This window comes from Rhizobium sp. CF080 (assembly GCF_000282095.2).
In the GTDB taxonomy this organism is placed as follows: Bacteria; Pseudomonadota; Alphaproteobacteria; order Rhizobiales; family Rhizobiaceae; genus Neorhizobium.
This window is the reverse complement of record NZ_AKKC02000009.1, coordinates 207,877-221,004: the sequence shown is the minus strand read 5'-3', so window position 1 is coordinate 221,004 and position 13,128 is coordinate 207,877. Positions and strand designations below refer to the sequence as shown.

Genomic DNA, 13,128 nt, shown 5'->3' with positions numbered 1-13,128 from the left:
TGCTTGCCGCATAACATAGGGTTGCGGCAAGTCCTTGCCAAGGCGAACCGGTGTCGCCGCCTACCTTTTCCGTGAGGAATCCTTAACTGGTAGCCGGGGGAAAACGTCGCATCCGAGCAAAACCGCGAACTGAATGCCGAGAGTAAGCTCGAACTGCGGCAAAAAACGGTCGAAAGGCGCAAGGAGAGGCTGGACGATACTTCGTTCGGCCACCCCTTTGTTTTGGCGATCCTCCGTCGAAAGAAGGGCATTGGATTCGATGAAAGGCATCGCTGCCACGGCGCGCATGGCGATCGCGGGCGGCACATCTGGAAAAAGGGCCAATGCTTCGTCGCGATCCGGTGCGGTCGGGCCGACGACGATGTCGGCAGAGGCCGGGTTCGTGATGCGGTAGCGGCCGTCCCAGATGACGGTGCCGCCCGGCGGAACATGCAGCGGCAGTATGCCGCGGTTTTCGCGCACAAGATAGAGCCCGTCGCGGCGCCGGTCGAAGATCACCCGGCCAGCGGTGATGCGGCCGGGCTGGCCGCCGTCGAGAAAGGCCATGACCCGGTCCAGGCTGTCGCTGCCGAGCGCATGTGCCCTGCCACCGAGCACCGCCGCGAGCAAGGACAATGCATGCCGCCGTACCGCCGCATCCCCCTGCAGTCCCACGGGATCGATATGCGCCAAAACACCATGGGCGATCGTCACATGCTCACGAAGCAGCCGCGCGGCCTCGTCGGAAAGCGCCGTGCGCCGCGCGGCGGCCAATGCCTGGGCGGCGGTATCGAACGGGCTTTCCTGCTCCAGCTGGCCACGCACCCTCACCCGCTCGTAGTGTGGATCGATATTGCTGGGGTCGTCGATCCAGCCCTGCCGCTGTCTCGTGAGGAAGTCGCGGATATCGGCCCGGCGGCTGCCGAGAAACGGCCTGAGCAGCCAGCGGCGGCGATCGAGAAGCACCGCCTGCGCCATGCCGGCGAGGCCCGAATTTTCCTCGCCCTCGTTGCGAGCGGCACGCATGGCGATGGTTTCCGCCTGGTCGTCGATCGTATGGCCGGTGACGATCGCAGTCGCATCGATCGCGTCGGCGACGTCCATCAGCAGCCGGTAGCGTGCCTCGCGAGCGGCGGCGGAAACGCCGGTCGGGGGTTTCTCCCCTTCCCAGCGGCGGATGAAATGCGGGATGCCGAGTTTGCCGCAAAGGGCCGCGACGGCACGCGCCTCGTCCGCGGATTCGGGTCTCAGCGCATGATCGATCGTCGCCGCGAAAAGCGACAGGCCGGAACCGTCGGAAATGAAATTCGAAAGGGCGATCAGAAGCCCGGTGGAATCGCTGCCCCCGGAAACCGCGACGAGAAGGCGCGCGGGTCTGGCGATATCGGCGATCAGCCGCTCGGCCGCCTGTTCGGGTGACAGGATCTTCGGGCCGGCGGTCACGGGCGGATCAGCAGGCGAGACGCTTCTGTTCGCTGCCCACCTTGGCGAGCACGGCCTTGGGCGCACTCGGATAACGGCGGCTGACTTCCTTGAGGGTGGCGCAGGCGGTGTCGGTATTGTCGAGCGCGGCCAGCGACATGCCGAGCTTCAGGAGCATTTCCGGCGCCTTGGGCGACTTGCCGTAAGTCTGGTGCGCGTTGAGGAAGGTCTTGGCGGCGTCGTTGTACTTGCCCTGGGAATACTGCGACTCGCCGAGCCAGAAGCTTGCATCCGCCACCTTGGCGCCCTTCGGATAGGCCGCCAGGTAGCCGTTGAATTCCTTCTCGGCGAGCGGATAGTCGCCGGCCAGCACATGGTTGTAGGCGGTCTGATAGGCATCGTTCTCGCTGCCGAGCGAGGCGGTCTGCTGCGGGTCGGGTCTGCCCGTCGGCGTCGACGGCGCCCGGGGCGAAACCTGGGGACCGGTATCGACGCCCGGAAGGCCGGCGGCATTGTTGGCCCGGTCGTTACGCGACGCGCCGCGGGGATTGCCGCTCTGGTCGAGTTCGATCGAACCGAGCGTCGTCGGTGGCGGGGCGCGGCCGGGTGCGGTCGCCGCGCCGAGGCCCTGGTCGGACGGCGATTCGATGATCCGGGCGACATCGTCGGAGGATTGGACGGGAGCGGTCGACGGCTGCGACGGAGGTTGGGCGGCGGGAAGCCGATTGGACGCCACGGCCGGTTTCCCGGCCGCGTCGTCAACTTCGGTTCTCTTCTTCTTTTCCAGGTCCTGGAAGCGGAATTCGTTGTCTTCCTGCGTCTTGCGGATCTGCTCCTGCATCTGCAGCAGCTGAAAACTCATTTCCTCGATCCGCCCGTTCAACTGCCGGATCTGTTCCTGGAGCTGCTGGATACGGACTGCCTCATTGCTCTGCGCCAGAATGACCGGGGGCGGAGTGGCTTCCCGCGGCTGTTCTGCAGCAGGCTGATTGCTGCCCTGGAAGAGTTTCGGCAGCGACAAAGCCCCGGCCGGGGCGCTCGTCGCCATCAGCCCCAGCATCGCTGCCAAGACAAGTTTCTTCATCTTTGTCCGTCCTGCTCTTTAGTCTGCGCCGGATTGGCGCGAGAGGAGATTTTTCCAACTGCCGGCAAAAAGCAACCGAGTTCCAGATCAAAAATCCCGGAAAACAGGGCCAAACTATGGAAAAAACAAAAAGGCGGCCCGAAGACCGCCTTTTATTATCAGCCTGTGGCGCGGATCACATACCAGCGCCGCCGAGAACGGTGACGGCGCGACGGTTCTGCGACCAGCACGAGATGTCGTCGCAGACGGCAACCGGGCGTTCCTTGCCGTAGGAGATGGTCTTCATGCGATTCGCCGGAACACCGCGCGAGGCGAGATATTCCTTGGTGGCGGCAGCACGGCGGGCGCCGAGCGCGAGATTGTACTCGCGCGTACCGCGTTCGTCGGCATGGCCTTCGACCGTGATCGCGTAGTTCGGATAGCGGGCCAGCCACTGGGCCTGACGGTCGAGCGTCTGCTGAGCGTCGGCGCGGATCGAGGTGCTATCGGTGTCGAAGAAGATGCGGTCGCCGACATTGACGGTGAAGTCCTGGGTCGAGCCGGGCGTTGCGGCGCCGGCGCCGTTGAGGCCGAGCTCACCGGCATTGTTCGGCAGGTTCTTCTTGTTGGCGCAGCCGGCGAGCGCAAGTGCCAGCGTCAGCGCGATGACGGCAGGATTGCGGGCGAGGATCTGCATGCGGCTCATGGCCGAAGTATCGATGCGGCTCATGGCCGGTCTCTCCTTGATCAGTAACTTTCAGAGTTTCCAGATTCTAACCGGGTTCGGTTAACCATGATCAAATTCTTATGGTTAACAAAATATTCCCGGTGTCCATTTTCGTTCATTTCCAGCAGATTGGGGCGGGAAAGAGGCGCAAAACCGCCTCTTTTGCCTCAATCGCCTATTCGAGCAGCGGCGACCAGGCCGGATCCGAACCGTAGGACGGGGTCTTGACCTGGAGTTCGTTATAGCCGGTCAGGTCGATGGAATAGAGCTGCGGACCGCCGGCGCCGGCATTCTGGCGGAAGAACATCAGCACGCGGCCGTTCGGCGCCCAGGTCGGACCTTCGTTGTGGAAGCCGCTCGTCAGGATGCGCTCGCCCGAACCGTCCGGCTTCATGACGCCGATCGAGAACTTGCCGCCCGACTGCTTGGTGAAGGCGATCAGATCGCCGCGCGGCGACCAGACCGGCGTCGAATAGGAGCCGTCGCCGAAGGAGATGCGGGTCTGGCCGGAGCCGTCCGCGTTCATCACGTAGATCTGCGGGCGGCCGCCGCGGTCGCTTTCAAACGCGATGCGCCCGCCATCCGGCGCATAGGACGGCGACGTGTCGATCGCGGCGGTGGAGGTGAGCCGCGTCGTGGTGCGCGAGCGCAGGTCCATCGTATAGATGTTGGAATTGCCTTCCTGCTGCAGGCTCATGATGACCTTCTGGCCGTCCGGAGAGAACCGCGGCGAAAACGTCATGCCCGGAAAATTGCCGACCACTTCGCGCTGCCCGGTCTCCAGCTGCAGCAGGTAGACCCGCGGCTGGTTGCCCTCGAACGACATGTAGGTGACTTCCTGCCGGCTCGGCGAGAAGCGCGGCGTCAGCACGATATCCTTGGTGTTGGTCAGCATGCGGACGTTGAAGCCGTCCTGGTCCATGATCGCCAGCTGACGCTGGCGGGCGGTCTTTGGCCCGCTTTCCGAGACGAACACGACGCGGGTGTCGAAATAGCCGTTCTCACCGGTGATCTGCTTGTAGATCGCATCGGCGATGATATGTGCGACACGGCGCCAGTTCTCCGGCTGGGTGAAGAACTGCTGGCCGGTCATCTGGCTGCCGGCAAACGTATCCCACAGGCGGAACTCGGCCCGCAGGCGCCCGTCGCCTTCGCGGGTGATCCGGCCCGTCACCAGTGCCTGCGCATTGATGACCTTCCAGTCCTCGAAGCGAGGCGCCTTGTTGGGATCGGAGATCTTCTCGATGAAGGCGCTCTTGTTGATCGGCGCGAAAAGCCCGGAGCGCTGCAGGTCTGCGGCGATCACCTGGGAAATCTGGGCACCGAGCTCGTTGTTCGACAGGAAATCCGTCACCGCGATCGGCAGCGGCTGAACATTGCCCTTGTTGATGTTGATCTCGACGAGAGCGTTGGCCGGGGAGGAGATTGCCGCCACGCCGGCAACGGCCAACATGAGGCCGAGGAAGAAACGTCTGATCATAATACTAAAGCCTTTCAGCTACTTCCTATTAGAGACCCAGGTCGCTGGGATCGAAATTGACGACGACTTCGCTCCAAGAGTCATATTTTTCCGAAGGAAGATTCTTGAAGGGAGAAGACCGCAACACCGCGCGGCGGGCGCTGGCCTCCATGGTGCTGCGAACATTGTCGGAACCACCGCTCGACGATACTTCCGGATCTCCGACGATCGCGCCCGACTGATCGAGCTTCATCCTGACACGGATGACCATGCCCTTGAGGCCGTCGAGGCCGGCAATGGTGTTCCAGTTGTTGGCGATCTGGCCGCGCAGCGCATCCATCTCGCTCAGGCTGAGCTTGGCACCGCTGGACGGCTTCGTGCTGCCTGTCGAGACCGGCGTCGACGAGCGCTTGGCGCCGCCACCCGACGCATCCTGCTTGTTGAGCAGCGAGGCGATCTGGTCGGCATTGAAGTCGCTGGACTTCGAAGACGAGGCCTTGGCGGTCTCCTGCTTCTTGCCATCCTTCTTGTCGGTCTGTGGCGCGCTTTGGGTCGCCTTGCTGTCCATCGCGGTGGCGGTCTCGGCCGGCTTGGTATCGGGTTTCGGCGGCTGCGGCTTTTCCACCGGCTTCGCCTGTTCCTTGGGCGGTTCCGGCTTCGGCGGCTCGGGCTTCGGCGGCGTCGGCTTGGAGACCGGTGTCGCCACCTGCGGCGGCAACTCGCCCGTATCGGACGTGTTTTCGGCCTGCACCGGCGCAGGCGTCGGCTTTGCGGCCTCCGGCTTCGGCTCGGGCTTTGCAGGGGTCGGGACCGGCGGTGTCGGCTCCGGCTTCGGGATCGGCGGGGTGATCTCCGGCTTCGGCTGCGGCAGAGCGGCGACTTCCGCCGGCTTCGGCGCAGTCTCCTCCTTCACCACGTCCTTAACCTGGTTCTGCTCTTCGGTCGGGGTCGGAACCGGGCGCTCGACGGGCTTCTGCGCGGCCGCCGTCTCGTTCTGCACCGGTTTCCTCGTGGGCGTCGGCGGGCTCTTCAGATCAACGTCATTTTCGCCGGAATTCTGGGCATTATCGACGACCTTCTTGTTGGTCGTCGGCTTTACGGACGGCTTTTCAGCCGGCGGAGCCTTCTTGTCGCCCTGCATCATCTGGGTGTCGGAGATGATCTCGACAGGCACGGCCTCGACGTCGGCCACCTCGAAAGACGCCGGCGCGCTCAGCGACACGAGCGCCAGGCCGAGGACCAGCGAGTGTAGGACCAGCGATGTGCCGAGACTGACCTTCATGGCGCCGCGATCACTTCGCCTGTTCTTGAAGAGTGACGAGGCCGATATTCTTGTAACCGGCAGAAGAAATGCGGGCCATGACCTTCATCACGACGCCGTAGGCCGCGGTCGTATCGCCGCGCACGTAGATGCGCTCGTTATAGCCTGTGGTGGCGATCGCCTGCAGCTTCGGCACGATCTCCTCGAGGGCGATCGGCGTTTCCTGCAGATAGATCTCGCCCTTCGGATTGACCGAAACGGTGATCGGCTGGGTATCGGCGTTCATCGGCTTCGCCTGCGTTTCCGGCAGGTCAATCGGCACGCCGACGGTCATCATCGGTGCCGCCACCATGAAGATGATGAGCAGCACGAGCATGACGTCGACAAGCGGCGTCACGTTGATTTCGCTGATCGCACCGCCGCGCCGTCCGCCGCGCCTGCGACGACCGCCACCCGATGACTTTGCTCCTCCGGCAGACATACCCATGAGACGTTACTCCTCGAGAGCCCGAAAGGCCTTTACTGCGCCGCCTGGCGCGGCTGCAGCTTCTCGTCGATCTGGCGCGACAGGATGGCGGAGAACTCGTCCGCAAAACCTTCCATGCGGCCCGAAAGCTTGCCGGCATCGGCGGTGAACTTGTTGTAGGCGATAACTGCCGGAATGGCGGCGACGAGGCCGATCGCGGTGGCGAGCAGCGCTTCGGCGATACCCGGCGCGACGACCGCAAGGTTGGTGGACTTCGAACCGGCGATCGCCTGGAACGAGGTCATGATGCCGACGACGGTACCGAACAGGCCGATGAAGGGACCAGCGGAACCGATCGTCGCCAGCGAACCGAGGCGCGCCTCGTAGGTTTCCGCCTCGCGCGACATGGTGACGTCCATCGCCCGGTCGATACGCATCTGCAGACCGATCGGCGAGCGCGCACCGCGCTCGAAGCTTTTTTTCCACTCGCGCATGGCGGCGACGAAAATCGCCGCAAGGCCTGTGTTCGTGCGCTCCGACAGCGTGCGGTAAAGCTCTTCCAGCGACTGGCCGGACCAGAACACCTGCTCGAACTGGTCGAACTGACGCTTGGCCTTGCCGAAGCTGATATATTTGTCGATCACGATCGCCCAGGTCCAGACCGATGCGCCGATAAGGCCGATCATCACCAGTTTGACGACCAGACCAGCCTGCATGAACAGCGACCAGAGGCTCACTTCGCTCGCCGCTGCCGCCAAACCTACCTGTTCCATCTACTATCCCCGAATCCAAACGCCCGGCTTTAAGGACCGGGCGGTTCAAAAGCGCGCTCTCGCGAGTATGTCTTTGATCGCCGGAAGCGCTTAGCCCTAACCCCAAGATACCCTGAGCTTCAAGCTTGGCTTCTCGCTTTCAATTTTGGTCAAAGGAAGGCGTGCGTTGCACAAATTCCTCATGTCTCAGTAAGACACCATTATCGTTAACGAAAGGTTTAGGCGGGCCTTGCAATCGCGAGTTCCCAGATCACTTGAAGTTGGGACAAGGAAAGCCGGCGACTCACAACTTAGTTTTTTCTCATTCAGGGATTATGACACTGCGAAATCGGATTTTTGGGGACAAACCATGTGGCGCGCAGTGATGATAGCCTTGACGATGTTGGTCGCGGGGGCGGCCCATGCCGCCCCGTCCGACTGCAAGGGGGTGCCCTCCCCGGATGAACGGATCGTCTGCAACGATCCGCTTCTTTCGGCGCTGGATACGGTGCTTCCGCGGGTCCAGGAAAAGGCCGAAAAGGAGCGCAAGGTGGAGACGCGCCAAGTGCTGCGCGATTTCAAGAGTGACCGGTCAGCCTGCGGCTCCGACCGATCCTGCGTGCTGAGCACGTATATCGCGATCCTCGGAGAACTCGGCGGGCCTAAGAGCATCCCGGCGGACATCACCGCCAGCGCGATCGCGGCCGGGCGGGCCAAGCCCTCCCCCACATTGCCCATGAAGATCGGCCAGTGCACGGTGACGAACGTGACCGGCGTCCATCCGCGAGTCGGCGAGGATCCCGTCAAGGACGAGGACTACAATGCCGGCACCGGCATCGAATACGCCAATGACGGCTACCAGGTCTCCTACGCACGCGAAGAGGCGCTGATCGCCTCGAAGCCCGGCGACAAGGTGACCATGTGCCTGATTTCCATTCCCAAACGCTGCCCGCCGGGCGACGACCGGGGCCGCGAATATTTCGTCACCAATGCCCGCACCGGCCAGAGCTGGGCGATGGCCGATTCGCAACATGCCTGCGGCGGCATGTAGGTCCCGTCTTAAATCGGATTAACCTGCTCGGCCGATCGCCCGAGGAACTTTTCCGCCACGCTTTCCGGCAGCCGGCGCGGACGCCCGTGCCTGTTGATCACGGCGATCACCACTTTCGCGGCGATCAGCAGCGTGTCTCCGCGACGGATCTCCTGGTTGAGCACCATCTTGGCGCCGCCCGCCTTTTCGGTGACCGTCTGGATCATCAGGATATCGTCCATGCGGGCCGGCTGCTTGAAGTCGATCTCCATCCGGTGGACGACGAAGACCAGCCCCTCCTCCTCGGCGGAAAGCAGCGCGCTCTGCTCGCAGCCGAGGCAGCGCAGATAGTCGGTGCGGCCGCGCTCCAGGAAGTGCAGGTAGCGGGCGTGATAGACGAGGCCCGAAAAATCCGTGTCTTCATAATAGACGCGCTGGGCCAGCCGATGGCCGCCTTCCATCAACTCGCCCGATAGCAGAAAATTGTATTCCTTCATGGCCTTGCCTTGGAAATTTCCTCTGCTCCACTGGATAAGCCCGTAATCTCGCCCCAGTTTCGAAGTCCTGTCACATATCCTCCCTATCAGGAAATCAGTCGAAAACCAGCGGAGAGTAACCCATGAAGATTGCAGTTCTGGGCGGTGACGGTTTCGTCGGCTGGCCGACATCGCTTCACCTGTCCGATGCCGGTCACGAGATCCATATCCTCGACAACCTCTCCCGCCGCTGGATCGATACCGAACTCGGCGTCCAGTCGCTGACGCCGATGGACAGCATCCAGGAACGCACCCGCATCTGGCATGCCGAAACCGGCCGCCGCATCCATTTCCACCTGATCGATCTTGCCAAAGACTACGAGCTCCTGAAGGGCTGGCTGGCGAAACACCGCCCTGACGCCGTCATCCATTTCGCCGAGCAGCGCGCCGCGCCCTATTCGATGAAGAGCGACCGGCACAAGAACTACACCGTCAGCAACAATGTAAACGCCACCCATAACCTTTTGAATGCATTGGTCGAACTCGATCTCGACGCGCATCTCGTGCATCTCGGCACGATGGGCGTCTACGGCTATTCGACGGTCGGCGCGGCGATCCCGGAAGGTTACCTGCCGGTCGGCATCGAGACCGCCGACGGCCGCACCGTCTCCCAGGAAATCCTCTATCCGAGCAATCCCGGCTCGATCTACCACATGACCAAATGCCTCGATCAGCAGCTCTTCCAGTTCTACGCGAAGAACGACGGATTGCGGATCACCGACCTGCATCAGGGCATCGTCTGGGGCACCCATACCGAGCAGACCCGCCGCCACCCGCAATTGATCAATAGATTCGACTATGACGGGGATTACGGAACGGTCTTGAATCGTTTTCTCATCCAGGCGGCCATCGGTTATCCGCTCACCGTCCACGGTACCGGCGGCCAGACCCGCGCCTTCATCCACATCCAGGATTCGGTCCGCTGCATCGAGATCGCACTCGACAATCCGCCGGCACGGAGCAGCCGCGTCGAGATCTTCAACCAGATGACCGAGACCCACCGGGTGCGCGATCTTGCCGAGATGATCTCGAAAATGACCGGTTCGCGGATCGCCTGGCTGCCCAACCCGCGCAAGGAAGCGCCGGAAAACGAGCTGGTGGTGAAGAACGAGAAATTCCTTGGCCTCGGCCTCGAACCGACAACGCTCGGCGAGGGGCTGCTTGGCGAGATCGTCGATGTTGCCAAGAAATACGCCTATCGCGTTGACAGATCACGCGTTCCGGCCGTCTCCGCCTGGACCAGGGATATTGCGGCGAAGGTGGAGCATGACCCGGAGGGTGTGCGGTTGAAGTCTGTGTCGTGAGCGGGACGGGAATGCCGCGGCTCGCCCCACCCTGCCTCATTCCTGTGCTTGTCACAGGAATCCAGCCACGGCGCGTCTGCGCCGTGAAAGGCTCTTCTTCCACATCAAGCGCATATCTCGCGCCCAAGGACTTGGGCGCACTGGATTCCTGTGACAAGCACAGGAATGAGGGAGCGTGTGGAGGGCACCGCACCCCATGAGCGACATCATGACCAACGCCTTCGTCACCCTTGTCACCAATGCCGACTACGCGATGGGCGCCACCGCCCTTGCCCGCTCCATCCGCCGCACCGGTACCGAGGCCGATATCGTCGTCCTCCATACCGGCGGCGTCGAGCGCCCCTCCCTCGCCCCGCTCGAGGCCCTCGGCTGCCGGATGGTGAAGGTCGAACACCTGCCGCTATCCGACGCCTTCAACGAACGGCATCAGCGAAAGAGCCTCCACGGCGCCGCGCCCTTCACCAAGGGCCGCAAGCCGGACTTTCACACGCCGCTCGACAATTTCTGCAAGCTCAGGCTCTGGCTGCTCACCGAATACGAGACCTGCGTATTCATTGATGCAGATGCCCTGGTGCTGAAGCCGATCGACAAGCTGTTTTCCTATCCGGAATTCTCCGCCGCCCCGAACGTCTACCAAAACCTCTCGGACTTTCACCGGCTGAATTCCGGCGTCTTCGTCGCCAAACCTTCCGGCGAGACATTCGACAGGATGCTCGCGGCGCTCGACCGGTCGGACGCCTTCTGGCGCCGCACCGACCAGACGTTTCTGGAGACGTTCTTCCCCGACTGGCATGGACTGCCGATCTTCATGAACATGCTGCAATATGTCTGGTTCAACATGCCGGATCTCTGGAACTGGGAGAGGATCGGCGTGCTGCACTACCAGTATGAGAAGCCGTGGGAGAAGGATCACCCGAAGGCGGACCGGCTGCGGCCACTGATCGACCTCTGGCAGGCGTTTTACGAGGGCCGCGAGATCCCCGCCCTCGCCTCCCTGCCGACGCCGGGAGAGCCTCGATGAAGGTTCTGGTCTCCGGCGGGACCGGCCTGGTCGGGCGTTATATCGTCGAAGGCCTGCTGGATGCCGGATATCAGGTGATTGTCGGAGGCCGCACGCCGCCGGCGCCTGACTTCTTTTCCAGACCTGTCGAATTCGTCTCCCTCTCGCTCGATCCCGCCCTCGACCAGATCGACGCTTTCGACGAGGCCTATTTCTTCGTCCACGCCGCCTTCGACCATCTGCCCGGAAAATACCGCGGCGGCGAAGGCGACGATCCCGAACGCTTCCGCCGGCTGAACCTCGACGGCACAGTGAAGCTGTTCGAGACGGCCAGGAAGGCCGGCACACGCCGCACAGTCTTCCTGTCGAGCCGGGCCGTTTATGACGGACAAGCAGCGGGAACGCTGCTCAGCGAAGATATTGTCTTGGAGCCCGGCAGCCTCTACGGCGAGATCAAGCTCTGTGCCGAGCAGGCATTGGCACACCTGTCGGCCCCTGGCTTTGCCACATCGTCTCTCAGGCTTACCGGCGTCTACGGCAATCTTCGCCCCAACAAATGGGATGGGCTGTTTGCGGATTACCTGGCCGGTCGGCCGGTTCCGTCGCGTGCGGGAACGGAGATCCACGGCCGCGATGTCGCCGCCGCCGTTCGTCTCCTGCTGGAAACCGAAACCGGCAGGATCGCCGGCCAGGTTTTCAACGCGTCGGACATCCTGACCGACACGACTGAAATCCTCGGCCACCTGCCGGGTGTCCTCCATGATCTGCCGCCGTCCGCAGATCGCGGCGCGGTCAGTCTCATGTCGACGGACAGGTTGCGGGCGCTCGGCTGGCAACCCGGCGGGGCCGATCTCTTGCGGCAAACGATCGAGGAGCTTGCACGCTCTCTCAATGCGACTGCGTGAAGCGCCGCATCTTCGCCTCGTTCTTTGCCTTTTCGATCGCCTTCTTGTGTTCCTCGGCCCATTTCTGGCCGGCATCGCCACCCCAGAGCAGCCAGGCGATATAACCGGTCGAGGGATTTTCGTCGTCGCCGAAATTCTCGGCCCGCTTGTCCGCCTTGTGGCGGGAAAAATAGCTCACCATCCGCCGCACCGTCTTTTCCGAGATCGACTTGCGGTTCTTCAGGTCGCGGGCCCTGGCCACGCCGACCATCGTGCCGCCACGGCGGTACTGGGAGCGGAGCTTCAAGCCCTTTTCGGCAGCCTGCGCCACTTCGGCGGGCGGGATATGATCGGGGATTTCGCTATCCATGGGTCTTCCTCAGTTCGGACTGACTCTTGAGAACGCGGTCACCATCTTCCTGCTCGATCAAAAAGGCGGGCTCATCGGCATTCGCCTTGCGCTTGATCGTCTTACCCTTGATCCTGCGCTCCACGTCGCCGGTGAACTTTTGGGTGACCTTGCCCCGGGCTTCGGATCGCCCCCAGGTCCATGCGACCTCGTTTTCGACCTCGATCTTCTGCATGGCGTTCTCCTTTCGGGGAGAACGGAAAGCCACGCGCAGATGTTCCCGCCGGAATGCGGGCGAGCGAAAGCGCCTGCGGCACGCGTTCCATGAAAGGCGCCGGTAGCGGCCTCTCAAGTCCAACCGAATGCCGAACAATCCGTATTTAGGATTTCAGGTCGAGATCGCCGTCGCGCCAGACGAGATGACGCGGGCTTGCCGGCAGGTTCTCGATCTCTTCGGCGATGAAATAGGGCGGGATGTCGAGTGCCCGGAGCGCCTCGGTCGTCGCCGGCACCCATTTGAATTCCAGATCGTGCTCATCCTTGATCCGGTGGACGATGTCGGTCGCATGAAACGGAAACGTCTCGGGAATCTCCATCAGGTAATAATAACCGAGCTCATGCCAGTCGCGGTCTTCGTAGTGGAAGAAATTCTCGACCGACCAGAGCAGCCGCCCGACCGTCACCTCGACACCGATTTCCTCGACCATCTCGCGCCTGAGCGTATCTTCCGATGTCTCGCCGATCTCCGCCCTGCCGCCCGGAAACGTCCAGAACGCCTCGTCCACGGCCCGATGCACCAGCACATACCCGTCCCGAAAGCCGAGCCCGGCGATCCGCATCTGAAAGATGCGTTTGTTCTTCGTCTTGATGCGGATGCGGGTGCGGCCTGCCATGCG

The 13,128-nt window shown here is 62.6% G+C and carries 15 protein-coding genes; 4 read left to right on the top strand and 11 right to left on the bottom strand.

What is annotated here, in order from left to right; genetic code table 11:
- Positions 1-60 precede the first annotated feature (60 nt).
- The 7 genes from tilS to tolQ form a co-directional block, all read right to left on the bottom strand.
- Positions 61-1,422, bottom strand: a complete 1,362-nt coding sequence (gene tilS / locus PMI07_RS21310) for a tRNA lysidine(34) synthetase TilS (protein WP_024164012.1) — start codon at positions 1,420-1,422, stop codon at positions 61-63.
- A 7-nt stretch (positions 1,423-1,429) separates the two neighbouring features.
- Positions 1,430-2,485, bottom strand: a complete 1,056-nt coding sequence (gene ybgF, locus PMI07_RS21305; RefSeq protein ID WP_024164011.1) for a tol-pal system protein YbgF — start codon at positions 2,483-2,485, stop codon at positions 1,430-1,432.
- Between the two features lie 175 nt (positions 2,486-2,660).
- The gene (pal, locus tag PMI07_RS21300; protein WP_024164010.1) at positions 2,661-3,194 is read right to left on the bottom strand and encodes a peptidoglycan-associated lipoprotein Pal; all 534 of its coding nucleotides are present in this window, start codon (positions 3,192-3,194) and stop codon (positions 2,661-2,663) included.
- A gap of 172 nt (positions 3,195-3,366) precedes the next feature.
- Positions 3,367-4,671 carry a Tol-Pal system beta propeller repeat protein TolB gene (tolB, locus tag PMI07_RS21295; RefSeq protein WP_007773282.1) on the bottom strand — a complete coding sequence of 435 codons (1,305 nt, stop codon included), beginning with the start codon at positions 4,669-4,671 and terminating at the stop codon, positions 3,367-3,369.
- Between the two features lie 28 nt (positions 4,672-4,699).
- On the bottom strand, positions 4,700-5,932 hold the full coding sequence (locus tag PMI07_RS21290; RefSeq protein ID WP_007773280.1) for a hypothetical protein: 1,233 nt from the start codon (positions 5,930-5,932) through the stop codon (positions 4,700-4,702).
- 10 nt (positions 5,933-5,942) lie between these two features.
- On the bottom strand, positions 5,943-6,398 hold the full coding sequence (gene tolR / locus PMI07_RS21285; RefSeq protein WP_007773277.1) for a protein TolR: 456 nt from the start codon (positions 6,396-6,398) through the stop codon (positions 5,943-5,945).
- A gap of 32 nt (positions 6,399-6,430) precedes the next feature.
- Positions 6,431-7,150, bottom strand: a complete 720-nt coding sequence (tolQ, locus tag PMI07_RS21280; protein WP_007773276.1) for a protein TolQ — start codon at positions 7,148-7,150, stop codon at positions 6,431-6,433.
- Between the two features lie 364 nt (positions 7,151-7,514).
- On the opposite strand from tolQ, the gene PMI07_RS21275 reads away from it, so the two are divergent.
- Positions 7,515-8,180 (top strand): hypothetical protein, encoded by a 666-nt coding sequence (locus tag PMI07_RS21275; protein WP_037087887.1) that lies wholly within the window; start codon positions 7,515-7,517, stop codon positions 8,178-8,180.
- Positions 8,181-8,188: 8 nt separating this feature from the next.
- Here the strand turns inward: PMI07_RS21275 and ybgC are convergent, their stop codons facing one another.
- The gene (gene ybgC / locus PMI07_RS21270; protein ID WP_007773274.1) at positions 8,189-8,656 is read right to left on the bottom strand and encodes a tol-pal system-associated acyl-CoA thioesterase; all 468 of its coding nucleotides are present in this window, start codon (positions 8,654-8,656) and stop codon (positions 8,189-8,191) included.
- 122 nt (positions 8,657-8,778) lie between these two features.
- Here ybgC and PMI07_RS21265 point away from each other — a divergent pair, with 122 nt between their 5' ends.
- From PMI07_RS21265 to PMI07_RS21255, 3 genes are all read left to right on the top strand, one after another.
- Positions 8,779-9,999, top strand: coding sequence for an NAD-dependent epimerase/dehydratase family protein (locus PMI07_RS21265; RefSeq protein ID WP_007773273.1), 1,221 nt, complete (start codon positions 8,779-8,781; stop codon positions 9,997-9,999).
- A 196-nt stretch (positions 10,000-10,195) separates the two neighbouring features.
- Entirely contained in the window at positions 10,196-11,020 is an 825-nt protein-coding gene (locus tag PMI07_RS21260; RefSeq protein WP_024164009.1) for a glycosyltransferase, read from the top strand.
- Positions 11,017-11,904, top strand: a complete 888-nt coding sequence (locus PMI07_RS21255) for an NAD(P)-dependent oxidoreductase (RefSeq protein WP_007765278.1) — start codon at positions 11,017-11,019, stop codon at positions 11,902-11,904. Before PMI07_RS21260 ends, PMI07_RS21255 begins: the two co-directional genes overlap by 4 nt.
- On the opposite strand, the gene PMI07_RS21250 is transcribed toward PMI07_RS21255, so the two are convergent.
- From PMI07_RS21250 to PMI07_RS21240, 3 genes are all read right to left on the bottom strand, one after another.
- Positions 11,888-12,253 (bottom strand): hypothetical protein, encoded by a 366-nt coding sequence (locus PMI07_RS21250; protein ID WP_007765275.1) that lies wholly within the window; start codon positions 12,251-12,253, stop codon positions 11,888-11,890. The genes PMI07_RS21255 and PMI07_RS21250 overlap by 17 nt on opposite strands.
- Positions 12,246-12,467: a DUF2945 domain-containing protein gene (locus PMI07_RS21245; protein WP_007765272.1), complete on the bottom strand. Its 222-nt coding sequence runs from the start codon at positions 12,465-12,467 to the stop codon at positions 12,246-12,248. Before PMI07_RS21245 ends, PMI07_RS21250 begins: the two co-directional genes overlap by 8 nt.
- Positions 12,468-12,612: 145 nt before the next feature.
- Positions 12,613-13,125: an NUDIX hydrolase gene (locus tag PMI07_RS21240; protein ID WP_007765269.1), complete on the bottom strand. Its 513-nt coding sequence runs from the start codon at positions 13,123-13,125 to the stop codon at positions 12,613-12,615.
- Between the last annotated feature and the right edge of the window lie 3 nt (positions 13,126-13,128).